The sequence below is a fragment of the Streptomyces sp. LUP30 genome, from assembly GCF_001746365.1.
Lineage (GTDB): Bacteria > Actinomycetota > Actinomycetes > Streptomycetales > Streptomycetaceae > Streptomyces.
In genome coordinates this window covers 49,432-75,847 of record NZ_MJAJ01000044.1, presented here as the reverse complement: position 1 = coordinate 75,847, position 26,416 = coordinate 49,432, and the positions used below count along the sequence as shown (strand labels likewise).

General features: G+C 69.2%; 24 protein-coding genes. 8 read left to right on the top strand and 16 right to left on the bottom strand.

The annotated features are described in order from the left end of the window. Positions 1-1,261 precede the first annotated feature (1,261 nt). A complete protein-coding gene (locus BG482_RS29605) occupies positions 1,262-1,924 on the top strand; it encodes a replication/maintenance protein RepL (RefSeq protein ID WP_069772234.1) in 663 nt (220 codons plus the stop codon). Then, positions 1,918-2,334 carry a hypothetical protein gene (locus BG482_RS29600; protein WP_069772233.1) on the top strand — a complete coding sequence of 139 codons (417 nt, stop codon included), beginning with the start codon at positions 1,918-1,920 and terminating at the stop codon, positions 2,332-2,334. Before BG482_RS29605 ends, BG482_RS29600 begins: the two co-directional genes overlap by 7 nt. A gap of 802 nt (positions 2,335-3,136) precedes the next feature. Here BG482_RS29600 and BG482_RS29595 read toward each other — a convergent pair. After that, on the bottom strand, positions 3,137-4,390 hold the full coding sequence (locus tag BG482_RS29595; protein ID WP_069772232.1) for a hypothetical protein: 1,254 nt from the start codon (positions 4,388-4,390) through the stop codon (positions 3,137-3,139). Between the two features lie 361 nt (positions 4,391-4,751). Here BG482_RS29595 and BG482_RS29590 point away from each other — a divergent pair, with 361 nt between their 5' ends. Next, the gene (locus BG482_RS29590) at positions 4,752-5,723 is read left to right on the top strand and encodes a hypothetical protein (protein WP_069772231.1); all 972 of its coding nucleotides are present in this window, start codon (positions 4,752-4,754) and stop codon (positions 5,721-5,723) included. 108 nt (positions 5,724-5,831) lie between these two features. Here BG482_RS29590 and BG482_RS29585 read toward each other — a convergent pair whose 3' ends face one another. The 5 genes from BG482_RS29585 to BG482_RS29565 form a co-directional block, all read right to left on the bottom strand. Further along, positions 5,832-6,098 carry a hypothetical protein gene (locus BG482_RS29585; protein ID WP_069772230.1) on the bottom strand — a complete coding sequence of 89 codons (267 nt, stop codon included), beginning with the start codon at positions 6,096-6,098 and terminating at the stop codon, positions 5,832-5,834. Next, positions 6,095-6,391, bottom strand: a complete 297-nt coding sequence (locus BG482_RS29580) for a DUF6247 family protein (protein WP_069772229.1) — start codon at positions 6,389-6,391, stop codon at positions 6,095-6,097. Before BG482_RS29580 ends, BG482_RS29585 begins: the two co-directional genes overlap by 4 nt. A 139-nt stretch (positions 6,392-6,530) precedes the next feature. Further along, a complete protein-coding gene (locus tag BG482_RS29575; RefSeq protein ID WP_069772228.1) occupies positions 6,531-7,046 on the bottom strand; it encodes a hypothetical protein in 516 nt (171 codons plus the stop codon). A 30-nt stretch (positions 7,047-7,076) separates the two neighbouring features. Further along, complete coding sequence (locus BG482_RS29570; RefSeq protein ID WP_069772227.1) at positions 7,077-7,634, bottom strand: terminal protein TpgA2; 558 nt, start codon at positions 7,632-7,634, stop codon at positions 7,077-7,079. A 3-nt stretch (positions 7,635-7,637) separates the two neighbouring features. Then, positions 7,638-9,761, bottom strand: coding sequence for a helix-turn-helix transcriptional regulator (locus BG482_RS29565; protein ID WP_069772226.1), 2,124 nt, complete (start codon positions 9,759-9,761; stop codon positions 7,638-7,640). A gap of 134 nt (positions 9,762-9,895) precedes the next feature. On the opposite strand from BG482_RS29565, the gene BG482_RS29560 reads away from it, so the two are divergent. Then, a complete protein-coding gene (locus BG482_RS29560) occupies positions 9,896-11,731 on the top strand; it encodes a zeta toxin family protein (RefSeq protein WP_069772225.1) in 1,836 nt (611 codons plus the stop codon). Here the strand turns inward: BG482_RS29560 and BG482_RS29555 are convergent. Further along, complete coding sequence (locus BG482_RS29555; protein WP_069772224.1) at positions 11,695-11,973, bottom strand: hypothetical protein; 279 nt, start codon at positions 11,971-11,973, stop codon at positions 11,695-11,697. The two genes, BG482_RS29560 and BG482_RS29555, sit on opposite strands and share 37 nt — an antisense overlap. A gap of 207 nt (positions 11,974-12,180) precedes the next feature. On the opposite strand from BG482_RS29555, the gene BG482_RS29550 reads away from it, so the two are divergent. Both BG482_RS29550 and tcmP read left to right on the top strand, forming a co-directional pair. After that, the gene (locus BG482_RS29550; RefSeq protein ID WP_069772244.1) at positions 12,181-14,850 is read left to right on the top strand and encodes an ATP/GTP-binding protein; all 2,670 of its coding nucleotides are present in this window, start codon (positions 12,181-12,183) and stop codon (positions 14,848-14,850) included. Positions 14,851-14,983: 133 nt separating this feature from the next. Next, complete coding sequence (tcmP, locus tag BG482_RS41610; RefSeq protein ID WP_176741490.1) at positions 14,984-16,207, top strand: three-Cys-motif partner protein TcmP; 1,224 nt, start codon at positions 14,984-14,986, stop codon at positions 16,205-16,207. A gap of 6 nt (positions 16,208-16,213) precedes the next feature. Here the strand turns inward: tcmP and BG482_RS29540 are convergent, their stop codons facing one another. The 4 genes from BG482_RS29540 to BG482_RS29520 all read right to left on the bottom strand — a co-directional run bounded on the left by BG482_RS29540 (position 16,214) and on the right by BG482_RS29520 (position 20,933). After that, complete coding sequence (locus tag BG482_RS29540; RefSeq protein WP_069772223.1) at positions 16,214-16,960, bottom strand: DUF5131 family protein; 747 nt, start codon at positions 16,958-16,960, stop codon at positions 16,214-16,216. Positions 16,961-17,190: 230 nt separating this feature from the next. Beyond that, positions 17,191-17,991 (bottom strand): DciA family protein, encoded by an 801-nt coding sequence (locus BG482_RS29535; RefSeq protein ID WP_069772222.1) that lies wholly within the window; start codon positions 17,989-17,991, stop codon positions 17,191-17,193. Further along, on the bottom strand, positions 17,991-19,730 hold the full coding sequence (locus tag BG482_RS29530) for a hypothetical protein (protein WP_256096508.1): 1,740 nt from the start codon (positions 19,728-19,730) through the stop codon (positions 17,991-17,993). The genes BG482_RS29535 and BG482_RS29530 overlap by 1 nt, the downstream gene beginning before the upstream one ends. A gap of 897 nt (positions 19,731-20,627) precedes the next feature. After that, a complete protein-coding gene (locus BG482_RS29520; protein ID WP_069772219.1) occupies positions 20,628-20,933 on the bottom strand; it encodes a helix-turn-helix transcriptional regulator in 306 nt (101 codons plus the stop codon). Between the two features lie 114 nt (positions 20,934-21,047). Between BG482_RS29520 and BG482_RS29515 the strand changes: the two genes are divergently transcribed. Next, complete coding sequence (locus BG482_RS29515) at positions 21,048-21,695, top strand: HAD family hydrolase (protein WP_069772218.1); 648 nt, start codon at positions 21,048-21,050, stop codon at positions 21,693-21,695. 4 nt (positions 21,696-21,699) lie between these two features. Beyond that, complete coding sequence (locus BG482_RS29510) at positions 21,700-22,539, top strand: NAD(P)-dependent oxidoreductase (RefSeq protein WP_079142292.1); 840 nt, start codon at positions 21,700-21,702, stop codon at positions 22,537-22,539. A gap of 7 nt (positions 22,540-22,546) precedes the next feature. Here the strand turns inward: BG482_RS29510 and BG482_RS29505 are convergent, their stop codons facing one another. The 5 genes from BG482_RS29505 to BG482_RS29485 all read right to left on the bottom strand — a co-directional run bounded on the left by BG482_RS29505 (position 22,547) and on the right by BG482_RS29485 (position 26,243). Then, positions 22,547-23,119, bottom strand: a complete 573-nt coding sequence (locus BG482_RS29505) for a hypothetical protein (RefSeq protein WP_069772217.1) — start codon at positions 23,117-23,119, stop codon at positions 22,547-22,549. After that, positions 23,116-24,150, bottom strand: coding sequence for an AAA family ATPase (locus tag BG482_RS29500; protein WP_069772216.1), 1,035 nt, complete (start codon positions 24,148-24,150; stop codon positions 23,116-23,118). The genes BG482_RS29505 and BG482_RS29500 overlap by 4 nt, the downstream gene beginning before the upstream one ends. Before the next feature lie 229 nt (positions 24,151-24,379). Beyond that, on the bottom strand, positions 24,380-24,703 hold the full coding sequence (locus BG482_RS29495; protein WP_069772215.1) for a hypothetical protein: 324 nt from the start codon (positions 24,701-24,703) through the stop codon (positions 24,380-24,382). An 85-nt stretch (positions 24,704-24,788) separates the two neighbouring features. Beyond that, the gene (locus BG482_RS29490) at positions 24,789-25,349 is read right to left on the bottom strand and encodes a UTRA domain-containing protein (RefSeq protein ID WP_069772214.1); all 561 of its coding nucleotides are present in this window, start codon (positions 25,347-25,349) and stop codon (positions 24,789-24,791) included. An 84-nt stretch (positions 25,350-25,433) separates the two neighbouring features. After that, positions 25,434-26,243 (bottom strand): GntR family transcriptional regulator, encoded by an 810-nt coding sequence (locus BG482_RS29485; protein ID WP_256096507.1) that lies wholly within the window; start codon positions 26,241-26,243, stop codon positions 25,434-25,436. Positions 26,244-26,416: the final 173 nt, after the last annotated feature.

The following is a 26,416-nucleotide window of genomic DNA, read 5'->3' as shown; positions in this document are numbered from 1 at the left end:
CCCGCGGAGCGGGATATGCCCCGGCAAGCCGGGGCATAGAGCGCGAATTGCGCAAGCGCAATTCGAATTCCGGCGCAAGCGCCGGAATGGAATTCCGTAAACGGAATTCCGACGGGAAGTCAATTCGCGCAAGCGCGAATTGAGGGCACCCGCGCAAGCGCGGTCGCCGAGGCTGGCAGCAAGGGGAGGTGCATCACGTGCGGGCCTGTGTAGGGCTTGGGAATCCCAGCCACCACCCCCGCAACGAATGTGACGGACCATCGACCTGACGGAGTGCCGGCCCCACCGCAGTGACGGGCTCCGCTGCGCTCCACCCGAACCCCTCCCCAATTCCCGAAGCCATCCACTCACGTTCACTGATGCCCGGTCAGCATACACGCGCGCCAACCCACCACAGCGGGGTGGAATCAGTCGACGCATCACCCGGTAGGACGAAGGTGTCCCGCGAGTAATGCATCATGCTGCTGCGCTGTGTAGCGTTTGGGTTCTAGCCGCACCACCCCCGGTCCTCCGCTAAAAGTTACCTGGTGGAATGCAGAATTGCGCGGCCCTGAATTGCTCAGCCACAGAACGGAAGCCCCGATATGCGAGCGCCGGAATTCGACGTGCGGAGGTACCGGAGCCGAATGGCCCCCTGGGGCCGGGCGGCGGAACCACCCACGGGTACCGGCCACGCTTGCGTGCTGTTGAACGTCACGGCCGGCACCACCCGAGACTCAGAGCCGATGGTGCCCTCCACGACCCGCACGGGAGCAGCTGAGCCGCACGCGAAGCCGCCTCAGCCACGGCTGCGTGCGCAGCGACGGGAAGCCGGTGCGTGTGGGGTTGTCGGTTGAGGACCGGTACGACCGGGGCGTGCGCACCTGGGTGCCTCGCTTGCTGGCGCGTCGGTGGCGGGGGGCGGTACGACCCGCGGTCCTGATGCGCCCCTCGCGCGCGCGTGCGTCTTAGGGAAAAGAGGGGGCCTCACGGAAACCTGCTCTGACCTGGTCTTTTCCGGAAGGGGATGTGTCAGCCACAACACATTGACCTGCGGAAATGTGTCCGCGGTGCCACGTCGACACTCGTATTTGCCAACCCAACTTGTACAAGTGCGTAACGCTGCTGGTGGCGACGTGTTCCCAGGGAACACGGCCCAAATCGATTGTGTCGGCGCCGACACCAAAGCGCCACGCCAGCGTGTACAAATCTGCCAACTGAGCTTGAACAACTGCTAGTGTCCGGCGCGTACCCCACAAGATCGAGGACAGGACCTCCGTCGATGCCTCCCCAGCCCAAGCGCCCTTCCGCCGGCCGCGGCAAGGGCCGCATCGCCGCCGTTCCGCCCGGTGGTGACAGCGCGTTCCGCGAGACCCTGTCCTCCAGGCTGGGCAAGGACATCAAGCCGCCGACCCGCAAGCGGGCTGTGCAGCAGATGGACGTCAGCGTCCGGTACACATACCGCGCTCCCCACGACATGTACGGCCGGTCCGGCTACAGCGTGGTCTCCAACGACTTCCTCGCCGATGTCCTGGCGGTTCTCATCGCACAGCACGGCATGTCGCCGATCCAGTCCGCGGTCCTCCTGTGGTGCATTGGTCGGCAGCGCGAGGGGTGGCTGCGCGCCACGCACAAGAAGATCGCCGACAAGCTGGGCGTAGAGCGGTCGAACGTCACGCGGGCCATCGGCCGTCTGGAGAGCTGGCACATGATCCAGCGCGTGGACAACGGGCTGATCTTCGTGAACCCGATGCTCGGGTTCGAGGGCAACGGAGACGTCCAGCGCGAGATCCTGGACGCACTGCGCGACAAGGAGACCGGGAAGCTGCCTGAGGATGTCTTCCCGGCCCTCAATGCCCCGCCGCCGCCGCGCAGCGTGCAGTTGGAGCTCGGTGTCGAAGACGGGGAAGATGAAGTCGTCGACGAGGAGGGGCAGGCATGCTGATCCAGGCCAGCGCCGGTTTCGGAATGCTGTACCGGCTGGACCTCACCAAGGCCGCCATGGAGCTGCTGAGCGCTCTCATCGAGCGTCAGGAGCCCGGCGGTGAGGTGAACGCCTCCCAGGCCGAGCTGGGGGCCCGCGTGGGCCTGTCCCGGAACTCCGCGAACACCGCGATGTCGCTGCTGGAGAGCCGGAACCTCGTGCTGCGGCCCAAGGACCGCAAGTACCGGACTTACTACCTCCACCCCTACGTTGCCTCCTACGCCTCGCAGGAGGAGCTGGAGGAAGCGATCGAGGATGCTGCCGAGCGCATCGAGGCCGGCGAACTGCCCGAGATCACCGCTCCGCTGTACGAGACCGCGCCGCCCAAGCGTCAGAGCCAGCCGCTCCGGGCTGTCCGCGCCGCCGGATGATGCCGCCCGTCATCACCCCCGGGTGATACCCGACCGCGGAATGTGCCCCTGGCGCACAGGAATGTGCATCGGGGGCACATTCGTCTGCTTCGGACGGCGAACACCCGGTGCATACATCCTTCCCCTCCAGGGGAAACCAGCAGGTCAGTCATGCGTGGCGTGGGTGGGCGGTAGCACCAGGTAAACCGTCTTGTTCTGGTTCTCCAGAACAACCAGCGGTTGCTCCGACCCGCGCGTACATCGTTCCCCTCCGCGGGAAACAGCAGGCAGCCGTCCCGCATATGGCGCTGCTGCCACCGTTTCGTGGCAGCAGCGCCACCGAACAGCGCCGGTAGGTCAGTAGTGCTCTGACCTACCGGCGCTGTATGCAGCAGCCGTGCATGGATCTCCTGAGGAACATTGCAGATCTGCGATGTTATGCAGCCGCTGGGGGGCCCGCGGTCCTGCTGCCTGCTCCTGTAGCAGCGGGCGGGGCTGGTTGCAGCAGAGTCCGAGCAGCGTGCAGCAGCTAGCCGTGCTGCACCGGCCGGGGCCGGCCTGCTACCCGTGCAGCAGCCGTGTGCCGCCTGGCCCATGTAAATGCTGCGCTCCAGCCACGACACCACTCGAGCAGCCCTCCGCCGCCCACCACCAGGATCACGAGCAGCACCACCACCACGGCGCCCACCAACCACCCGACACCACCGAGTAGCGCCTTGCTGCACACCACAAGGAGCAGCAGGACCAGGAGCAGCACCGTGCAGCAGTCTCAGCCCTCGCCGACTGCTGCACTCACAACTCACAGCCTCACAGCGCGTCCTGTCTACCTGGGGATTCGGGTTGTTAGGCTCACAATCTCCGCGTCGTCGGGGAGGTCCAGGCGATGCTTGCGTGGTGCGGGGAGCAGCGGGCGCGGGCCGCCGGGCAGCAGTCCGCGGCGCCGGAGGACCTTCTCGCGGTCGCGGCACCAGGTGGTGCAGAACTTCCGGGGCCGGCGGCTGGAGTCGGGCAGGGCCTGGGTGCACACGGGGCAGCAGCCGGGCCCGGCGACCGGCGCCAGGCGCTCAAGCAGCTGCCGGACGCGCTCGGTCTCTTCGTCCGTGCCGAAGTACCGGGCGTCGGCCTGGCCGTGGCATCCGGCGAGGAGTTCGGCGAACACGTCGCGCAGTTCGGTGAGGTCGCGGCGGCAGGCGCCCAGCAGGGCGAGGTAGTCGTCGACGGGCCAGGAAGTGAGGACCCCGGAGCGGGACAGGTAGAGGCCGACTGTGTCGACCCGGTACCGGTCGGCGGCATCGAGGAGCAGGTAGCCGGTCAGCTGCCACGCCGTGCGCTGGGACATCTCCGCCAGCGGGCGGCGGGCGCTCTTGAAGTCGAGCAGCAGACCATCGACGACAAGGTCGGCATCGGCCGTGATCTGAGCGCCGGCGAACGTCGGCCCGCCGACGCAGTCCTCTGGCCAGGTACGGGCGCGCAACGCCTCCAAGGGGCCCTGGGCGGCCTTGTGGAGCTGGGCGGTGACGTCGGCCACCAGGTCACGGTCCGGGAGCTCCAGCAGCCGCGTGAAGGTGAAGGCGCCCGGGTCCTCGAGGGCGGCATTGGCGAGCGGGGTGAAGGCGAACCCGATCGCCGTACGGGCGAGGACCTGGTACCAGGCCGCGGCGATCAGCATGCGCGCCAGGACATCCTCTTCGTCCTGGCCTCGATCGATCGGCAGTTCACGGTTGGCGAGGTCCAGGCGCTGCACCGTCTCAGTCAGGCGCACCGCGAGCTCGTTGCCGACCGCGCGCATCCGCAGGCCCGCCCCGCGGCCGCCGATCCCACCCGACAGCTCGATCCCGATCAGGGAGGCGTCGTCGACGGGCGCGGCCGCGGTGAAGGCCAGGCGCAGCCGCTGGTCGATCGCGGTACCGACGGTGCCGGCCTCGGTGCCGACGCCGGGCGGCGGGAGCAGGACGTGATCGGCGCGGTGCTGAGCGCGGAAGCTGTCACGCAACGGCTTCGCGCCGGCGGACAGTTCGCGGTCCAGGAACCGGCGCAGCGGGGTGTGGGGGCTTCGCAGCCCGTCGACCAGGGACATGACGGATCACCGCCGTTTCATCGGGCGCCACAAAGGCGCAGAGGTCTCACGGTTCGGACGGTAGGGAGCGGGACTGACACGGCGTCACTCGCAGGAAGTAACCGGAGGGCGCCGCGGGCGTGGGATTCACCCGCAAGAGGGGCGGCACGGCGTCTTTGGCGACAGGGACGGCAGGGTGAACACGGCGGTGGAAACCGGCTGTGTCACGCGGCCCCTCACAACCTCTCAGCCTCACAGGACGGGCCGTTCACCTGGGGAAACGGGCTGTGAGCCTCACAGACCTCACAACTCGCCGGAGGCGGGTGACGCCCTCCGGGATAATTCACCGGCTGTGTCCTTGAGCTGCCGGTATGGTCCCGGCATGGACTCGCCGGTCACGTTCGATCGCCTCTACGAAGGCGCCAAGCGCTTTGCCCACCTGGCGATGGAAGCCCATGCCGAGGAGGACCAGGAGGTCTTCCTGTTGCACGCTGGCGTCAGTGTGGAGCGCCTGGCGAAGGCGGCGTTGGCCAGCGTTCATCCCACCTTGCTCACCGAGGTGAACGGCAAGGACGACATGCTGCTTCACTTCGCTGGAGCGCTGTCCACACCGCCGGCACGCCTGAGGACCATCGGTGCGTCGACGGCGATCGGCCGGCTGCGGAAGATGGATGTCCTCCCGCAGAGACAGAAATCCAGCAGCGAAGCTGACGACCTGGACGGTCTGATCGAGCTGCGCAACGGTGTCGCTCACCTCGGGACAGACGATGTGGAGGACTACCTCGGGACCTTCGTCGCGACCGTGGACAAGCTCTTGCAGCACCTGGGGCAGGACCGCGGTTCCTTCTGGGAGTCCTGGTCGGACACGGTCCAAGTGATCGAGGACGACAGAGCGGACCGCCTGCAGAGGGACGTGCACCTGAGGATGAACCAGGCCCGGCAGCGGTTCAGGACGCGCTTCGCTGACCTTCCGGAGGGAGCAGTCGACGGCGTTGAGCAAGCAGTGAGTGAACGCGGGCTGACCGTGGTCGAGGTCGGTCCGGAACAGGCACTGTTCCAGACCCTGAGCCAGTGCCCTGCCTGTGGCCGGGAGGCAGCAGCTCTGTTCCTGGCCGTGGACGGAGACTCCCCGCTGTTCGACTTGGAACTGAAGGCCGAAGGTCTCCTGTGCGGACTGTGCGGGTTCCGCCTCTCCAGCACGGAGGAAATAGAGGCTGCTGGTTTACCGACCGTCCTCCAGCATTCCGTGGAGGATCTGACGAGGTCAGTCGCAGAGAGTCCAGCGTCGGAGCGCCTCGCGACCATCAGGCTCAACGTGCCGACCGTGCGCTCGGGCTCGCACGACAGCTGGTAGGCGCCTGGCCACAGCCTTCGGCGCGAGGTCGGTGGCCCGCACGATGTGAAACGGCTCCGCCCCCGGCAGCTGACATGCCGGGGGCGGAGCCGTTCGATCGTGACGGGGTCAGCCGAGCCAGACGATGTCCACCACGTACAGGCGTCCGGCCGGGCGGTTGATCCAGTAGACGGCGGTGAGCTGTCCGACCGCAGCAGAGCGGACGTCCTCGCCTTCGGGGTCGCGGGAGTTGAAGGGCGGGAAAGACCACGGGTCGCGGCCGGCGATGTCCAGGACGTCCCGGAGCATCTCGCGTGCGTGGTCGGGCAACTCCTTCGCGGTGCCTGCTGCTTGGGGCGACAGGCGGGCGGGCCAGGGCGGCTGCGCGTCGCTCACGTACGGGCTCCGAGGACCTGGTCCAGGTCGATGCCGTCAGAGTCGTCGCACCCGCCCGCGAGGAAGGCGTCAACAGCCGGGGCGGAGGCGAGGCGGGCCCGCCAGGTGCGGACGACGTCGTGGACCGGGGCGAGGCTGAAAGAGTGCCGGGCGTCGTCCAGCGCGCGTGCCCAGTCCTGCTCGAACGCGGGCACCCACGTGTCGGCACGCCGGTCGGCGCGCAGCTCCTGGAGCAGCTGGGCGGCGGCCGCGGGGGCCGGCGGGGCGGGGGCTTCCTCGGGCTGCGCGCTCATCGGATCCTCCTGGCGGGTCGTATCGCCACCGTACGCGCGGTGTGGGGCGGTGGGGACGGACATGCGGTGATCCCTTCCCATGCCGGTGGGCGTCAGTCAACGCCGTAGTCGGTGTAGTCCTCAAGGAGCGCGGCCGCAGCTACAGGCTGGGGCGCGGCCCGTAGATCTCCCTGAGACGCTTGGCGATCACTTCCTGAGCCTCTCCCAGGCTCACCTGAGCTTTCACTGCCGAATCGGGGTTGGCTGAAGGAGGAGCCGGGTCGATGGCCATGCCGTTGGCGTCGGTACTCGCCTGAAGCACCTTGCGCCGGATGTCGTCATCAAGGACGAGTTTTGTCAGGCTGGCGAGCTGGCGATTCACCTCAGACAGCTCCCGACCAGGAGAGTCTGGGTCGTCGCCTGATGTGCGCATCACCCGGAACATGATTGCCGCCGTGTTCGCCTTCCTGAGCGCGTCGTAGACCTCTTCGAGGTGAGTCAGTTCGAACGACTCCCGGCGTTCCAACCGTACGTGGTCTCGCTCCAGCTGGCGGAGCCGTACCTCACGACGGAGTGCTGCTGTCTCTCGGCGCTCTTCACTTCGCTGGTTCAGCCACGCGCCGAGGATCAGCGTGATGACGGGAAGTACTGCGGTGACGGTCCACTTCAAGTCCACGCCGCGGAGCGTACGTGCAACGGATCCGAGTTAGAAGTCGAAATCCATGTAGTCGATGTCGTTGATGGCGACATCTGAGAGTCCCATGGCGCGGCCGCCGCCATCCTGGAAATAGATTTCCTTAAATCCTTCGGCGATGATCCCACGCATCTGCTGGTCGCTGGCGCCCGCTTCACGGGCGTCGAACAGGCGGCGGGCGTACTCCGGGGGGAGGTGCACGGTGAGTCGCCGAAACCGTCCGTCGTCGGTCGTGCCGACGGCTGCGGTGTACCCGAAGCGTGCCCGGGTCTCCACCGTGATCCCGCCCGAGGCGGCGGCCTGCTTCTGCCGGCGCTTGCGGACCTGGGGCTGCCAGCGGGCCCGCACCGCGTCGTCAATCTTCGAAGCGACGTCAGCGCGGGCGTGCTTGCGGGCCCCGCGCCGGTAGCGGTTGACGGAGTCGGCGGTGACACCGAGCTCCGCCGCGACGGCCTTCGCGCTGCCCAACTGCTTGAGCAGGTAGCCGATCTGACCCTTCAAGGTCTTGGGCGGCTGGCGGGTGAAGGACTCCCGGTCGGCGCGCTCGATGGCGTCCTTGATCTCCCCCACGGTCTACTCCCCTTCGTCCAGGACGGCGTCGCCGCCCTTGATGTGGCGGGCCGGGTTGAGGCCCTTCTCCATCAGGTCGACCGCCCACAGCATCGTCTGGACGCCCTCCAGCTTCGCCAGGCCCGGCGTGGGCCCGAGGCGGAATCCGCCGGGCTGCGGCTTGCCGGATGCGGCGTACGGCAGGAAGTCCAGCGGGCTCTCCCCCGGTGAGGGGTAGACGACGCAGTCGGACAGCACAGCGAGCGGGTACAGGCCCGTCAGCTTGACCATGTTGTTCAGCTTGCGGTGCATGTTGACCCGGGCCTTGCTGATGACGGCGGCGCGGATGTCGGGGCGCCAGGTCGGCCGCTGCAGGGCCGGCCACGTCTCACCTTCCTTGTAGTGCTTGCCCTGGGGGCGCTCGCGGAGCTTGCCCACGCCGCCCTTCACGGTCGCCTTGATGGCGGACAGGACAGCGGCCATCGCCGGGTCGTTCTGCTTGTGCTGCTCCATCGCGGCGAGGAAGGCCCGGTCGTCCAGGTCCTTGGTGACACCGAGGTCGGCCAGGGTGTCGACGTACGCGTTCCGGAGCCGGTCGTGCCAAGGGTCCAGGTACGCGCCGGTCTCGCGGCGCAGGTACGCCTCGATCGGGTGGACGTCGTGCCCGAGCTCCTGGGCGTAGGCGACGGTGTGCGTCTGGTACCAGGCAGGTCCCGTCGGCCGGGTGCCGTCCGGCGTGAACGGGCTGGGCAGGCGCGGGTCCAGCTCGATGTGGGAGAGGTCGACCAGCCAGGAGCCGGGGATCTTCGGGTTGAACTTCGGGTTGTGGAAGTGGTCCGGGGCGGACAGGCCGACGACCAGCCGGGCCGCGGCCGCGAGGAACGCGGTGTTGAGGTCCAGGCCGATGGCGAAGGGCAGCGTGCACTCCTCATCGCTGAGCGTGTCCACCGAGCGCACCCACTGGTACGCCTCTTCGTTGAGGAACCCGCCGGTCCAGCCGCTGTTCACGACGACGGGGTGTTCGGCGGTGGCCTCCGGCGGCGCCGGGTCCATCGGCTCCGTCCCCAGCGAGCCCGCGTTGTAGCCGGACACCCAGTTCCCGGTCTCCGGATCCTGTACGGCCTTCGTCGGCGGGCGCAGCGCCGTCATCAGCTCCAGCCCGGAGACGGCCGTGGAGCCGCGCGGGGTGATGACCCGGGTGGCGTACACGCCGAGGACGCGGGCGATGTCGGCCGCCTCCATCTCTGCGACGCCGGGCCAGGAGCGCTCATCGAGGGCGTCCCACGACAGGATGGCGAGCTGCACGCACTGCCGGTCGCGCCCTTGGGCCTTGCGGTAGATCCGCGCCCACGGGCCGAACCCGCGCTGCGTGAGCTGCCACTTCGCCTTCGCCACCTGCTTGACCACCGGGTGGTCCTCGGGCAGGCGCAGGGAGCGGCGCTGCTCGTGGCCCTCCAGGCGCTCCGGCAGCCCTAGCTTCACGGCGGCCGACGCGGTGAGCACGATCAGCGGGTCGGAGTCCTTGCCGTACCGGTTGAGCTTCGCGGCACCGAGACCGGACTCGCGTAGCGTCCACTCCACCAGCTCCACCACCGTGGTCGCCGGGCAGTCGAGCACGATGCCGTCCACGCCGTACGCGCTGCCGTCACCGTCCAGCACCGCGAGCGGACCGTGCGGGAACCGCGGGTCAACGGCGGGCTTCGCGGCCTTCTTCGTCGCGGGACGCCGCGACGTCGCCGGGCGGGCGGCCGGACGCTCCGGCGCGGCCGCGACGGCGGGCGCCTGGACCGGGGCCGTCTCCGCTTCGGACGTCTCGGGCGCGGCCGGGCCGGTGAACGTCTCCGGAACCGACACCGGCTGCGGCGTAACGGCCGGAGCGGGAGCGACGGAGACGGCGTGCGCGGGGTACTTCGCTGCCCAGCCGTTCAGCAGCCGCTGGTACGCCTCCAGACGCGGCGACTTCGGCTCGCTCCGCCCGTTCTCGTAGTTCTTGACCGTCTGCACCGTCGACTTCAAGGCCTGCGCGAGGCGGGCCTGGGTGATGCCGGCGGCCTCACGAAGCCGGGCACGCTCCGCCGGGGGCGGAAGCTGCGGCTCTTCCTCCAGCAATGCGTCGATATTCGCGAACAGCTCTTCCTCGGATGCCATATCTGTCTACCTCCACGCCGAACACTACCAGCGTTTGCCCTGCCATTTAACCCGTTTCTTTAACTCGATCGGATTTTTCTGGTAGGGTGATCTTGACCGGCAGGGCGCATCAACTCACTTACCAGGAGGACTCGTTGGCGAGATCGGACAACGAGTCGGCCATCCTGTCCGAGCAGGAGAGCCTCGAGGCCCTGGACCGGGTCATCCTCCCGGCGGCCACACGCCAGGCGGTACACCAGCTGCGGCCGGTCGTGGTCGTCGTCGCCGGGCAACCCGGGGCCGGAAAGACCACGCTCGCCGACCGCGTGGCAGCGGTCCTGGCCCGGCGTGGCGGTGCCGTGCGGGTCGGTCGGGACCTGTACAAGCCGCTCCACCGTCACTACGCCGGCGTCCTGGAGGCCGATGTCCGTACGGCCGGAGCCTTGGTGCGTCCCGACACCGCGCGGTGGCAGGCCGCCGTCGAAGCCCACGTCCGCGAGATGGGCTTCGACGCCGTGGTGGAGTCGGCACTCGCCGACCCGGACGACTTCCGCGCCTCCTCCCGCGCCTACCGGGCAGCCGGCCACCGGATCGAGGTGGTGGTGCTGGCCATCTCGGAGGCCCTGAGTCAGCTCGGGATCGTGGACCGCTTCCTCACCGAGGCCGCCGACGGCGGGGGCCGGTACGTGTCGTGGGAGAACCACGACACGTGCGCGAAGGGGCTGCTCGCCACGCTGGCCGTCATCGAGGCCGAGCAGCTCGCCGACCGCGTCACCGTTGTACGGCGCGACGGCACCGCCCTCTACACCAACGACCTCACCCCCGAGGGCACTTGGAGGTGCCGCCCGGCTGCCGAGCGGGTGCTGCGGGCGGAGCGGGCACGGCCGTGGACCGCACCCGAAACCGCCGTCTTCCGCCACGCTCTCGCCCACACCGACCGGCGCGTACACACCGAGCTGGCCGACGAGGACCGGCGCCTGGCAGTGCAGCGCGACAGCGAGCGCGCGGCCGCCTGGTCCGAGCCGGTCCGCCGCATCGCCCAGCCCACCACGACACCGCCCGGGGTCGCCTACCACCGACTGTCGGCCGATGAGCACCGGTGGATCTTCGACGAACTGATCACCCCAACGGTCCTGGCAGGCGTCACACGCCGGGACGACCCGCGCGCCGTGTATGTCCTGGGCCAGCCCGGGGCGGGCAAGCTACTGGCCGCCAGGATGGTCCGGCGCGCGATGAGGACCGGCACGACCCGACTGGTCGGCGATGACTTCAAGGCCTCGCACCCCGACTATTTCCAGCTGCTGCGCGACGATCCCCGCAGCGCAGGAGCTGCGATCCGCACCGACTACCGCGCCTGGTTCTCTCGGGCCGAGGAGTACGTGCGCAGTCACCGCGGCGACGTCCTGATCGAGGCCGCCCCCGGGAGCGTGGCGGAGTTCCTCGACAGCGCGCTGCCCTTTGCGACCGACGGCTATCCAGTGGAGCTTGTCGTCCTGGCCGTACGTGCAGCCGACAGCCGTCTCGCTACCGCCCTGCGGTACGCCCGGGCGCTGCAGATCGGCGGCACCGGCCGGTTCACCACACGCTCCGGGCACGACACCTGCTTCCAGGCGCTCGCCGATATCGTCGCAGTCGCCGAGCGGCACCCGCAGATCGCGGCCATCACCGTGATCCGCCGTGACGGGCAGGCCCTGCTGCGCCACGAGGCCGACGGCTCCGGCAGGGCATCGTGGGCGCTCGCCGCGGAGCGGCTCCGCCCGTACACCGAGCAGGAGGCCATGGCATTCCTCCAGCTCCACCAGGCGCTGCGCCGGGCACTGCCCCGCCACCGCGGCGAACTGGACGAAATCGCCGCGCTCGCCCGGCCCCTGATGCCGCCTCGAATGCAGCCGGCCAGCATCGACCGGCCGCATCCGTCCGTGTGGCCCCTGCCGGTACGGCAGCATGCCTCCGGCTACGACTCCTTGAGTTCCCTGAGCCGGGCCGCGTAGACGGCGGCGATCCGGGCCTCCTCCTCCGGATCGGCGGTCGCCAGCTGCGCCTGGTCAGCGAGCGCGGCCTCACGGCCTGCCTTCAACGCCTCGATCCGATCATCGTCGGGCACCGGTGCACGGCGTTCCGCAATGATCTGAGCGTTGTACCAGCCCACCACCTCCCGCACGATGTCGTCCGCCTGCTGATCCTCGCCCCCGTCCAGGCCGGAGAAGTCGGGCTCATCTGGTGTACCGGGCATGGCAAACCCCTCGTTGTTCTGATCTTGAACGGATGGGTCATTGTCCTCCCGGCCCGCCTGCCCGGTTCGGTGCCGCCATGGCGCTCCAAGGCGGCATCGGCAGGCCTGAATCCGTCACTCAGGCGGGCCACGGCAGCAGGCGGACTCCCCAAATCCCTCAGGGCGGGCATAGGTTGACCTGCGAGTGATCATTTTTCGGGGGTGGATGTGGCAGGCCGGGATCTCAGGGCCCTGTTCAGCACGAACGACCGCAGCGTGCAGGCCGCAGAGGCGTTCACGAACCGGTCCTCGCAGTGGGAGACGGTCGCGGCCGCGCTCACCGAGCACCTCCAGCATGTCGGTGCCCCCGGCTTCGACCCCGAGGACCTCGAGGCGCCCCGCAACCACGTCCTCGTCTTCCACGGCGTGGGCGGCATCGGCAAAACAACCCTGTCCCGGACGCTGGAGGCAGCGCTCGCCGACGCCGGACGCCGCCCCTCCCAGTGGGGCGCACCGGGCTGGCCGGCCGACCGGATCCTGCCCGTACGGATCGACCTCGCCCGCTCCGCCGGCACCGACTTCGAGCAGATCGTGCTGACGATCCGGGCCGCCCTCACCAGGATCGGCCGGCCCCTGCCCGCCTTCGACCTGGCGCTGCGCCGCTACTGGGAGGCCAACCACCCCGGCGAACCGCTGGAGGAATACCTGCGCCGTGCGGGTCTCGGCTCCCGGTTCGGGCAGGCCCTGCCGCAGCAGATGCAGTCCGCGCTCGCCGACGTCGCGCAGGCACTCATGCTGCCCGGCACCATCGGCTCGGTCGTCGGCCAGGTCACCGGTGCCCTCATCGGCGCGCTGCGCGAACGCCGCCAGACCGTCCGGGCCCTGGCCGGCTGCGCCCGGCTGGCGGACCTGCTGGAGGCCGAACCCGACCTGGACACCCTCGCCTTCTACTCCCACCTGCTGGCGTGGGAGCTCGCCCGCCTCCCCGACGGAAAGAAGGCTGTGCCGGTCGTGCTGTTGGACACGTTCGAGGACATCGGCGACCGCACCCGCCGCGACCTGGAGCGGCTGATCCAGCGGACGGTGTGGCTGTTGCCGAACGCCTTCTGGGTGATCACCGGGCGCTCCCGGCTGCAATGGGCCGACCCCGCCCTGCAAGGGCAACTCGACTACACCGGCCCCGCCGCCTGGCCCGGGCTCGCTCACACAGCCGTGCCTGCCGCCCGCACCCCCACCGGTGTCGGCACGGCGCGGCAGGTGCTGATCGGCGACTTCTCCCCCGAGGACTGCGACGACTACCTCGCCCGCCGCCTCACCCGCGACGGCCAGCCCCTCATCGGCGAGAACATCCGGCAGGTCATCACCGCCCGCTCGCACGGCCTGCCCCTGTACCTCGATCTGTCCGTCGCCCGGTTCCTGGAACTGCGCCGCAGCGGCCACACCCTGCAGCCCGGTGACTTCGACCACGACTTCCCCGCCCTGGTCTCCCGCACCCTGTCCGACCTCACCCCCGACGAACGCCACGTCCTGCGCTCGGTGAGCCTGCTGGACGCCTTCGACGTGCCCCTCGCCACGCGCGCCGCCGGCCTCGCCCACGAGGGGCCCGCCCAGCGGCTGACCGAGCGGCCCTTCGTCCACGACAACCCCTTCGGCCTGTGGCCCTTCCACCTCCACGGACTCATCCGCTCGGCCGTACGCAACGCCGAAGACACCACCGACGACCGCTGGACCGACGCCGACTGGCAACAGGCCGCCCGGCGCGCCTTCACCACCCTGGGCGAACAGCACCAGGGCGCCCCCGGCCCGGACCGGCTCCTGCTGATCGCCTGCCTACGCCAGGGCCTGCGCCTCGCCCGCGACCACCGCCTTGACCTCGACTGGCTCACACCCGCTGCCTGGACCTACGTCAGCGACTCCGTGTGGGAGCCCCTCGCCCCGCCCGACACCGAAACCGAGGCGGGACTGGGTACGGCCGCCGACGCCCTGGTCGAACTCCTCAGCGCGCTCGCCCGCCGCCAGCATGAACACCGCTCACGCACCGCCGCCCGCCTCACCACGGTCATCGACAGCCGCCTGCTCCCCGATGACCTGCAGCACATGGCCCTCTACTACCGGGCCAAGGCCCACCGCGACATCGGGCACAGCGCGGACTCGCGCCGCGGATACCAGCAGGTCGTCGACGGCGGCGGCCGCCTGGCCCCGGCCGCCCGGCGTGGCCTTGCCCAGGCCGCTCGGCTGGCCGGGGACTTTCCCACCACGTACGCCGCCGCACAGACCCTGGGGTGGGAAGGCCGCCATCAGCGCGTCCTGGGCGACGTGTGGTGGGTCCAGGGAGAGCCGGCACGCGCGGCCGCCGCCTACCAGGCCGGGCGCCTCGAGGCCGAACAACACGCCAAAGCCGGCGAGGCCGCACACAATCAAGCCCTGCGCGCCCTCGCCATCGCCTTCTACGACCCTCACCAGGCCGACGACGAAATCGACCTCGCCGAACAACTCCTCGCACACCTCGACCTGCGCGCCACCACGATCAACGCGGCCATCGCCGCCCTCATCCGGGACGCCGGCAACCCCACACTCAACGACCGCGTCCGCGCCCTGCGCACCGAACTCGACGTCGCCGGCCTCACCTCCATGGCCCCCACCCTCGAGCTCGCAGCCGCCTTCCACCAGGCTGTCCTGGAAGACCATGACGGGCTGAGCGCCACCATCTCCCGACTGCGCGAACTGACCCAGGACGGCGACTACGCGTACTACATCGACATCGCGCACTTCATGGCCGGCCTCCCGCTCCCCGCTGAGCACACGGCGCCGCATTGGCTGGACGGCGAACAGGTCACCCGTGCACGGTGGCGCGAGATCGTCACCGCACGGCGCGACCTTCTGCGCACCAGGCGGTAGACCTCAGCTTGTTTGAGACGGGCCCCAAACGCACGTAGGGCGCCTGGCAGCTGCCGGGCGGTTCGATAGCCGCGGCCGCCCAACATGCCTCACCACGGCCCGTGTCCCGGCCCTGCCGCCCTCTTTACGGTGCGTGACGCTTACCTCAATATCGGTTATCACAGTGGATTCTGGGGTGGGTGGGGGAGAAACCATGGCGACGGGCACCGACAAGGACTATTGGGCCTCACAGGCGCTGCCGAGTGTCCTCAAGCACAAGCTGCTCGGTCAGTACATTCCCCGCTTCGGCGGGATGACCGGCTCGCGCGGTCGTCACCAGGTCGTGTACCTCGACGGCTATGCGGGCGAGGGACGGTACGAGAGCGGCGACCCCGGCTCTGCGGAGATCGCGATGCAGGTGGCCGCTCATCACCTGGAGAAGAACGCGTTGTTATGGAACTGCTTCTTCGTGGAGCAGAAACCCGATTCCGTTGCCCGTCTGGACCAGGTCGCTGCCCACTACCGCGCCTTGGGCGTGGACGCGAGGGTGCATCACGGCGACGTGGGCGGAGTTCTGGGCGAGGTTCTGCGGGTTGCCGAAGGGCTCCCGCTATTCCTGTTCCTTGATCCGTGCGGCCTGGGGCTGCCGTTCGACCGGATCGTTCAGACGCTGAACCAGCGGCGCAGTACTCCGCGGCTCTGGCAGCCGACCGAGTTCTTGATGAACTTCAGCATGGACGCGGTACGGCGCCTGGGAGGCAATGCCCGCTCCGCCCGCGGTCTGGAACGCTCCTCCGAGCGCTTCGACGAGGCGTGCGGCGGCCGGTGGTGGCGTGAGTACTTCCGGCCGGACGAGCCGGCCGCGGCGGACGTGGACGAGATCGTGGCCGCCCAGTACGCCCAGCGGCTGAGGGAGAAGACCGGCATGTTCGTCCAGTCGGTGCCGGTCGCCAGAAAGCACGGGCAGAAGGCGGTGTACCACCTGGTCTTCGGCTCCCGCAGCGAACACGGCCTGTGGTTCTTCGGCGACGCCGTCGCCCGGGCTCGCGACGCATGGTGGGAGGGACTTGAGATCAAGGAGGAACGGGAAGACCCGGACGCTCTCTTCTCTGCTACCTCGGTGGTCCGCCCGGACCCGCAGGAGGTCATCGACGCTGCCGTGCCCGCAATGGCCGACAACATGGAACGGATCCTGCACCAGCAGAAACGGCCCTTCAAACTGCTCAACCACACGTTGGACGTGTTCGGCGACTACTACGGGCAGGTCACCGAACCCGCCGCGCGCAAAGCCGTCAAGCTGCTGCACAGCAGCGGCCGGACGGCCAGCACGGGCATCGGAGGGAAAACCCACGAACTCATCGTGCAGCCCCCTCGGTGAAAACCGTCAGGCGCCGGTGAACGCAGGCATCTGATCCCAGGTACGGCCTTGCAGGGTGCGGCCGCCGGCCTTAGGCGTGTGGCCGCCCCACTGCTTGAAGAAGAACGCGACACGCTCCTCCAGGCACAGATCACGGATCTGTGTCACCCAGGCTTCTTCCATCGGCCGATGCCGCGGGCCGGACTCACCGCCGGCGATCACCCAGTGGATGCCTTCCAGGTTCAGCCCCTCCAGCGGACCCAGCAGCGGCTCACAGGACAGGAACCGGACCGCGGCGGGCACCTGTCGCAGATCATCAACCCGGGGAAGTTCCTTCGCTGTTTCCACCGAGACACCCATCCAGAGGTTCCCCGGCCACACGAGCTGGTCGGCGACCTGCCGCAGGCGCCTGGCCCGCTTGGTCAGCACCTGGTACGTATGCTGCGGCGTGTCCGCCATGACCTCGAAGACCTGCCGTACGAAGTCCAGCGGCACCCGGGCATGGAACAGATCCGACATGGAGTTCACGAACACCGTCCGCGGGTTCTTCCACCCGTACGGAACATCCAGCGCATCGGGATGCACGGTCAGATCGAACCCCGGCCCCGACGTCCGCGGATCCCCGTCATTCTGATATTTCGCCGCCCCCATCGCCTTTAACCGCTTGGCCAACGTCAGCGCGTAGCAGTTGTCGCACCCAGAGGAAACCCGGTCACATCCTGTCGTCGGATTCCACGTCGCCTCAGTCCACTCAATTGCACTTCGATCGCTCATCAGCTACCTCCCCGCCGTCCAACCGCGCCCACCAGACGCGGGACGGCATGTTCAACGAACCAGAACGGGCGTTGACACCTGGCCATCCAACCACCCCGATACCGCCTGCCCATCGGCTATCTCCGACCTGCGGACATCACCCAGGAAGACCGTCGGCGGGCCACGCGCACCACGTATCGCATGGCCCACCCTGGTCATCGGGAACGCCCGCGTTGGTAGCCCCGACGGCCTCACGCTGTACGCCCCAGCGGCCGCGCTTCGGCCTGCTGAGCGCGCTCGGCACGGGCGCGGCGAAGCGCGGCCGCGTGGGTAGCGGCGACTTCGCGGCGGCGCTGGACACGGACGGCCTCGAGCGGGGCTGGCGCATCGTCCGGGACGACGTCCGGCTCGGGAAACGCGCGGCGGCTCAGCTCCCGCATCGCGGCGGTCTGCCGCTCCACCGCTTCCGCGATGCCCTGATCCACCCGGCGCGGCGGCACGGCCTCCTGGTGCGCGGCGAGCGCGCGGCGGTAGCCCTCGCACGCCGTCTCCCTGGTCCTCGCCGGACCGGTGGGCGCGGCCGCCGGAACGACGTCGACATGGTCGGGCACAGCTACAGAGCCGGGCGCCAGGATCCGCAGGGCGCGCACGACCGTACGGCCCGCCGACTTGTTGGCGGCGTCGACGATGCGGATCTGCTCCAGGCGCGTCTTCGTCGCCCAGGCCGACGACTCCGGGCACACGGTGAGCTGGCCAGAGTCGGCGTCGTAGCCGACGGCCGCGACGTGCCCCGCGAGCTCGGGTGCGATGGCCTCCCACCGCCCGCGCAGCGAAGCGCCGGCGGCCGGGAGCTCCCAGGCCCGCTCGGTCACAAGCGCGCCGATCGCGGCACCGAGCCCCATCGGCTCGCGCCCGTCGCGCCGGACCACCCGGGTCGTGCGCGGCTTGGGCTGCACCGTACGGCCGCCGCCGTTCTTCTGCGCCGCCACCTTGGCCGCGCGCAGTGCGACGCGGGCCAGGTCGACGCCACTGAGCTGCGGGTTCTCGGTCATCACGCGACCTCCCCGGCGAGCTCCTGGACGCGGTGGACACCGCAGACGCTGCGGGACGGCAGGGGCTTCCGCCCGCACGGCACGTCTCCGTCCCGGCCCGAGCAGGTCTCCTGCCCGGCCGGTGCGGTCGGCGCGGGTACGACGGCGGCGCCCAGTACGGCGGCCTCCTCGCGGCAGAGCTTGCACAGGCCGTCCTCGAGGGCACGGCCGATCACGACGATCCGGGCGCCGCAGTCACCGCAGGAACCGCGCGGCGGACCCTCCGGCTCGCGCTGCGCCGGGACCGGGGACGGCGCCGGTGCCGGGTGGCGGGCCGCGTCGTCCAGCACGCAGTCGACGCAGCGGCTGCCCGGGCCGGGACGGGTGCCGTGCTCAGGGCACAGGCCCTGCTCGATGCGCTGGGCACGGCGCCGGGCGGCGGCCTTGTCCTGGACGATCTCGGCACAGACCACGCAGTCCTTGCCGGTCGACCACAGGACACCGGCCTCGCAGTCCTGGTAGCCGCAGCCCCAGCGCGGCAGAGCCACACCCAGCAGCCAACGGCCCGGGTCGCGGATCTCCGAGAGCATCACCTTGGCGAACCGGGTGGTCAGCCGGTGGTGCAGCCGTTCGGCGTCGGTACCCTCGCGCAGCTGGCGGCCCACCTCACGGGCGATCTGCCGGGCGACGAAGTCGCTGGTCACCCGCTCCAGCAGCAGGTGCACCGGCTCCAGCACGGCGTAGATGTGCGGGCTCATCGCCAGCTGCGGTCCGTCGTACGACGACCGCGCAGACCCCCCGCCCCTGCTGCTGCGTTTTTCCGTTTCCGGCTTCGAGAGGGAGAGCTGGCTGTTTCCACCCGCGCGAAGCGCGAGACCACTGCCGGCTTCCGTACGCGCAGCAGCGTCAGCCGGGTTTTCCACAGCCCCAGCGCCCTCAACTACCGGTACCTCGCCTACGGCGGATGAGAAGAACGCGCGCCCGTCATCCGGTGAGTCAGTCCTAGGTGATTCCTCATTCGCGAGGGATCCCTCACCAACCGGCGAACCCGACCCCTTACCAACTTGGGAACTGACCGACTCCTGAGAACCACTGGTCACAGCCGCCTCAGCAGCCCCAGCAACCGCCGCGCAACCACCCCCCAGACGGGCCTCGGGAGCGATGTCGTGCGCGATGTAGTGGTGACGCCCCTGCGCCCCCGCACGCCGCTGCACCGTCACCCAGCGCGCCGCCTCCACCTCATCCACCACCGCCGACGCAGCCGTCACCGACAGCGGCTGACCCGCGCTCTTCCCCGAATGGTGCCGCAGGCCGGCCGCCAGCTCCGCCTCCGTCAACGCGATCCCCCGCGCCTGCGCGAAGGCGATCAGCGCGAACGCGCGCAGCTGCCGGGGCGTGAGGTCCTCCGAGGCCGCCACCGGCAGCCACACGAACGCCTCCGAACGAGTCATCGCCCGCACCGTCCGCACCGCCGACGTGCCCGTGCCACCCGGCAGCGTCCGACGATCCGAGAACAGCTCCACCACACCGTCCGGACCCGGACGACGCAGCTGCGTCATCCCCCGCTCCACCGACGCCACCGACAGCCCCAAATACAAGGCGATCGTCGTGGACTTTGCCTGGCACCCCTCCGGCCGCAGCCCCAGCGCCTTCACCTTCACGTACACCGACAACGCCACGTCCTGGTAGTACGGCGACCAGACCAGACGCATCGGCACACGAACCCGCTGTCGACGAACCGGTCCCGTCAGCGCGGCCATTGACTCCACGACGGCGCTCACCGGGCACCCCGCAGGGACGTCAGAACATGATCCATCCGGCGACCATGGACCAGATCACCTGTGGACAGAGTCCGCTCAGCCCCGATCACCCCCCTCGCTCCCGCACGGCGGGCAACAATCTTGAAAGCCGTCCCGTCACACGGGACGACGCCCTCGGGGACGACGCCCTCGGGGACGACGCCCTCGGGGACGACGCCGTCGACGGAGTTGGCGACGACCTCCGAGAGCGGGTGCATGAGCGGGGCGGCAGGCGCCGCGACGACGCTCATTGAGCACGTCTCGAAAGCGCTGCTCTCGTAGCTTCCTACTGGAAGACCCTCTTCCTGTACGAAGCGGGTAAAGCCGAATGAACTGGACGCCGATTCCGTCACACGGGAAGCTCGCATGGCCTGAACCGGCGTGAAACGGACAGGGTCAAGCTGACAGGGGACACCACTCTCGGGCACTATGAGAAACGACCTGCTCTCCATGTAGCTGGACCGACCAGAGCCCTCGGGCCCGGCCGAACCAGATGTGCGGATGGGTTGGGTCCGCCCCCTTCGTGAGAAGCGGGCGGACACCGATCGGGTGGGGGGAGATTTCTCCTCCTCTCCCGGTGCTGCTGAACCGCGAAGCCCCTGTGGTGGGGGCCCGCGGGTAATGCGGATCGGTATTGCTAGCTACAGCTGTGGTGGCCGTGGTTAGTGGCCGGTGGTGCAGTGGCCCTGATAAGGGGCCGAGGTGAAACGAGCGGCTTGATAAGCCGCAGCTCAGGACCAGCTAGGAACTGGGACTTGAGCGGCCGACGCGGGTGGTTATTCCGGTCGGTAGACGGGCCGCGCGAGGCCAGCGGGTGGTAAGTCCGCTTCTTGGCGCGCGCGGCCGATGGCCGCTAGGTCATCCCGACCCCCGTTCGGAGGCCGGCGTCGGCATGCCCTCGTTCAGCTCAGCGGCCTCGGGGAAGCGTTCCGCGAGCCGCTTGAGCAGGTGAATGTAGGCGTCTCGCTGCGGGCGCCGGGGCTTGCTCTTCCCCAGCTCCCAACGCACCACGGCAAGGCGCTTCACGCCGACCGCATCCGCAACGTCCTGCTGCGTGAGGTTCGCGGCGAGGCGTAGCTGCGCGCGAACGCGCGGCGGTGGGAGGACGTCGTCCAGGCCCTCAAGCAGGGCATCGACCTGCTTCAAGCGGTCCGGGTCGGACATAGCGCAGCCTCTCAAGATCGATAGATCTCTGAAACATACACCATTTGATCTCCAGCGGGGAGCCGGTGCGACCGCGAACGGCGTTTCGTTCGACGCCCGGTAGGGTCCGAGACCGTGCACCGACTCGCGCTTTTCGATCTGGACGGCACGCTGGCCGACCGGCAGTCGGCATTCAGTGACGCCGTGACTGGCCTGTGTCACACGCGCTCCTTCACCCCGGACATCGAGCACTGGCTGCTCACCGAACTGGCCGACCGCGCGAACGCCGCCGACTTCGCCCGGCTGCACGACACCTTCGACCTGGCGGTGCCCGGCACCCAGCTGTGGCAGGAGTACGTCGGCCTCATGGCGGCTGCCGTCACCTGCCGACCGGAGGTCCTCGAGGACCTGGCGCGCCTGCGCGCAGCCGCGTGGACGATCGGAATCGTCACCAACGGTGCCAGCGACATCCAACGCGCCAAGCTCAGCGCGACCGGCCTTGCCGACCTGGTCGACGGCGTCGCAGTCTCCGGTGACCTGGAGATCCGTAAGCCGGACGTGCGCCTCTTCGGACTCGCGGCCTCCCGCTGCGGCGTGAGCCTCGCGGATGGCGGCTGGATGGTCGGCGACAACCCGGCCGGGGACATCGGCGGCGGCCACCAGGCTGGCCTGCGCACCATCTGGCTGCGCGGCCGCCCATGGCCGGACGGCCTTCACACCGCACACCACATCGTCGACGACGTCACCGACGCCATCGCCATCCTGCTCAACGAGACGGAGTAGCACCGTGGACCAGCCGACCGTCGGCATCCTCCACCCCGGCACCATGGGCGCTGCCGTCGCCGCTTGCGCCGCGGCGAACGCGGCCGAGGTCCTGTGGTGCGAGGCAGGGCGCAGCACCGCCTCCGCAGCGCGCGCCGCCCAATTCGGCCTGATGCCCGTGGCCACGCTGGCGGAGCTGCTGAACCGCAGCGACGTCGTCATCAGCCTCTGTCCGCCGGCCGCAGCCGAGGACCTCGCCCGCGACGTCGCCGGGCACCGCTTCGACGGGGTGTACGTGGAGGGGAACGCCATCAACCCTGAGCGGGTGGTTCGGATCACCGAGCTGCTCGAACTGGCCGCGACCGTCGTGGACGGCGGCGTCGTCGGCTCCCCGCCCGTACACGGCAAGACACCGGTGTTGTACCTGTCTGGTCCGGCCGCCGCGACCGCGCGGATCGAGGCGCTCTTCGCGGGCACCGCCGTGAAGACGAGGACGCTGGGAGCGGAGATCGGGAAGGCTTCCGCGCTGAAACTGTCGTACGCCAGCTTCCAGAAGACGTCGCGGGTGCTGGTGGCGCTCGCGGTCGGCATGGCGCGCGAGCACGGCGTCGACCAGGAGCTCATCGAGGTCGCCTCCCGGCGCACCGACTCGTACCTGTCCGAGCCGCAGTACGTCGCCAAGACCGCAGCGCGGGCCTGGCGGTGGGGTCCTGAACTGGAGGAAGCCGCCGACGCGCTCGCGGCCGCCGGCCTTCCCCCGGAGATGCTGCGCGCGGCTGCGTCCACGTTGGCACGGTGGAACGACGTCAAGGACGACCGCGAGCTCACGCTCACCGACGCCCTGGACCGGCTCGCCCAGCCGTAGCCCGCGTTCATGCCGTTGCTGCTCCCGCCCGCTGCGCCAGCAACTGGTCGATGAGCCGCGCCGCGTCCTGCGGAGACGTCGCCGTGGTGTCCACGGTCAGGTCCCAGGTCGTGCCCGGGTGCACGTTCAAGTCCTCGCGGGTCGCATCCCACGCCGCCAGGCGCGCCGCGGTGTCGCTGTCACCACGCCCGGCAGACCGCTGCGCAGTCACCTCGCGCGGGCACCACAGAAGCACTACCAACCAGTCGGCCGGATAGCCGTCGACCAGGGCGCGGATGCCGTCGATCTGCCCCAGATGCACGACCGGCACCCCGGCCGCGAACGCGGCGTCCAGGCCCGGCCGGTCCAGGACGTAGGTGTTGCCGTACCGGCGGTTCGCGTAGACGACATCGCCGGAGGCCTTCAGGTCCCGCAACTGTGCGGGCGTTCCCATCCGGTAGCCCACGCTCCTGCCAGAACCGATCTTCAACCGTGCGAACTGGCCGTACCGGGGGTGGAGCTCCGTCAGGACCCGGGTAACTGTGTCCTTCCCGGCCGCAGGCGGTCCGTACAGGACGACGCCCGGCTTCGTGGGGCTCATCCGTGCACCGCCCTGAGGGCGTGACGAGCCTGGTCGGCCAGCGAAATCGCTGTGCCCAGCCTGTTGTCGACGACCAGGTGCGGCACGACCGGACGCAGCTCCAGGTTGACGGTCGCCATGTACTCATCCCAGCGTTGGAGCTTCCAGGCATCGCGCGCCGCCGACCGGAAGCCGATGTACTCCCGCATGGACTCCGCATCGCACTGCACCCAGACCGGCGACACGTCCACTCCCAGGGCGCTGCACTTGTTGATCAGCCGGTTCATCCACGCCTCGGAAGTCATCTCTCCGATGAACGGCGCAGTCAGCACCGTGCTGATCCCACAGTTGATGTTGGCGTAGGCGGCCTGCATCAGGCAGTCGTACTCCACCGGCCGCACGTGCTCGCGATACAGATCGGTATGCCGGTCGTTCGCGTCGCCTCCGAGCGCGACCAGCAGCTGCTCCACGAGCGGCCGGGTCAGCGGGTCCTTGTCCAGCAACGGCCAGCCGGTGAGCTGTGTAAGGAAGCGCGCGAACTCCGTCTTCCCGCTGCCGGCGAACCCGCCGACCAGCACCACCGAGGGGCGGTGCGGGTCGCCACCGGTGTGACGACGCTTCCAGGCATCCAGGATCCGCTGCTGCAGCCCGAGAGGATCCGACTCAGCAGTGCCCGCCCCGATCTGCAACAGCGCGCGCTCCACGGCCAGGACGTGCGAGCCGTTGCGCTGGTCGTTCATCGGAGTCAGCTTGAACTGGGTGTCCTCGCCCGGCAGAGGGTTGCGGAAGCCGAGCTCGGGATCGGTGGCCCGGTACAGCAGGCAGTACGCCCGGCGGTAGTGCGGTCCCGGGTAGACCTCACCCTGTTCGTGCTGCCACAGAGTCTGCGGATTTGCCGCTGGGATGCCCTTGAGTTTGGCCTGCTCCGCGAGCGTTCGTAGCCGCTCGCCAGCCTGCTCAAGCGTCAGCCCGTGAGCCTCCCGCTGCTCCCGCAGCCGCTCGGGCCTCCACCCCAGGTGCTTCCCCACGCCGCTTGCCTCCGTAGTCGCCATGGTCCCGGACCCTATGGCCGGATCCCGAAATCCCGTGTGTACGCGGATGTTGAAAACGTGTGAACGAGCCCGTGCACAGGCTTCGACAAGCGGCTGTGATTCTGCGCCGCCGCTCCGGCCGGTGTGATGGCCCCCACAAGACGAGCAGTCAAAGGGGGGCCAAGGTGCGTGAGTTGAAACGCTCGGGCGGCGCATGTCGTGCGGAACAGCGTGAGGAATGGGAGCCGACTCATTCAGACGCTGCGTGGTGGGCCTGGAGGATGTACGCGTACGCGGCTCCCAAAGCCCCGTATTGTGCGCTGCCTTCGGTGACGAGGGCGGCGTCGGCGGCGTCGGCCGCGTTCCTGAGCTGGCGGGCGACGGCTTCGGGCACAGTGGGTGCCTCCGCGAACTCCTGCAGCCGCCTGACCACTACGTCCAGTGCTGCTTCCTTGGAGATCCCGACGGGACCTTCGGGGCTTACGAGGGCCGGGAGCCAGCCGCTCTCAGCATCCAGCGCGCTGCGGAGCTCTTCCACCAGCTCATCGCTGGTCAGGCGCTTTCCGGCGTTCATGGGGGGCTCAGTCTCCAGAGGTTCAGAAGGAGGGTGCTTGTCGGCGCCCTGCCCATGGCAGGGCGCCGACAAGTGCTGTGCGGAGTTAGGCCAGCGGCACGGAGAACCGCAGCGTCCAGCCCTTAGCCAGAACGTGCTGGGTCACCTCGACGACCCGTCCGTCGACCGTGCGACCGATGTGGGTGATGGTCAGAACGTCCGAGCCGTCCGGCAGACCGAGGCGAGCCGCCTCGTCTGCGGTGGCCGGCCGCAGCGCGATGTCCTCAGTGGCGGCGTCACCCTGGTCGAAGCCGGCCTCCTTCATACGGCTGATGATGCCGCCCACGCCGGTGTCGACCTGCTCGATGCCAGCGGCTTCGGCGACATCGACGGGGATGTACGTGGTGGCGAGTTGGACCAGGCGGTCGCCGTCGGACATCTCCCGGGCGCGGACGACAACCTCGCCATCGGTGCCCAGCAGCTCTGCGACGTCGGCCGGGGCGGCCGCGCGGCTGACGGAGACCTCGGAAACCGGCGTCCGACCGGCACGCTGCAGTTCAGCGTCGAACGCACCGTGCGCGCCGTTCTCCTCACGCCGGGCCGTGGTGTACCGGGTGCTGGCGTCGCGCAGGATCGTGCCGGTCTCGTCGATGCGGTTGCTAGCCATGTGGTGCAAGCTCCTAGCTGTTGTAGTCAATGGGTATTCGGTCTGCCCCGGCTCTTGCCGGAGCTGGGCGGGACTTCCTACATGTCACCCGGGTTCCGGGGAGTCGATGGGCCACTCATATGCGAGTCGCCACTTGGCTCGCGGCAGCACGTGGATGCAGACCTCCACAACGCGGCCTTCAACGGTGATCCCCTTGTGCGTGATCTCCAGGACGGCCTGTTCAACCTGGATGCCGAGCGCAGCAGCTTCGTCTGCAGTCGGGGATCTGACCTCGACTTCCTCGCGAAGGCGCACCTGCTTGAAGCCGGCTTCGGCCATACGCGATTTGCTGCCACCGACGCCCGTGTTCATCTCGGCAAGCGCAGGGACCGCGTCGACGACGTCCGGAGGGAACCAGCTTGTGGCCACCTGGACAACCTCGATCGCTTCGTCGTTGCCAGGCAGGCCTGCGGACATGATCCGCTGACGCTTCAGGGTCTTGGCGCGGTGGTGCATCTCGAAGATCTCCGCCACCTTCTTGGGCGGCACATCTCGGTCGATGACGACGGTGTTCTTGGGATCGAGTCCCCTCGCCCTCATCTCCGCCTCGTAGGCTCCGGCTGCGCCGCCGGCCTCGCGAAGTACGGCCAGGTACCGGGTGGTGCGATCGGAGATGATCTTTCCGATCACCAGGGAAACGAACGTCCCCTTGCCGCGGCGCGAGAACACAAGGCCTTCGTCCTCGAGCAGGCCGTAGATGTCGCGTGCCGTCTGGTACGCGATGCCGTGGTCCTTCTGGAGCTGAGGCACGCCAGGCAGGCGCGACCCAGGTGCGAGTGCGCCTCGCTCGATCTTGTCCCGGATCTCGGATGCGATCCGTTCGACCTTCCCGGGTTCCTTCTGCTTGGTGGCCACTGCTCCCCCTCCCGTGCGCATCGTGCGGTCAGCGGATCTCGCTGCCCGGTGCGCACAGCATTGCATGTCTAGTTGTTTCTCGAAAGCCGAGACTCGCAGCCGCTTAATGACACGCAAGAACTAGCAGGTCAGAGCCGGTGTTGAAAACAGGTTAGCTAGACAGGTTGACCGTG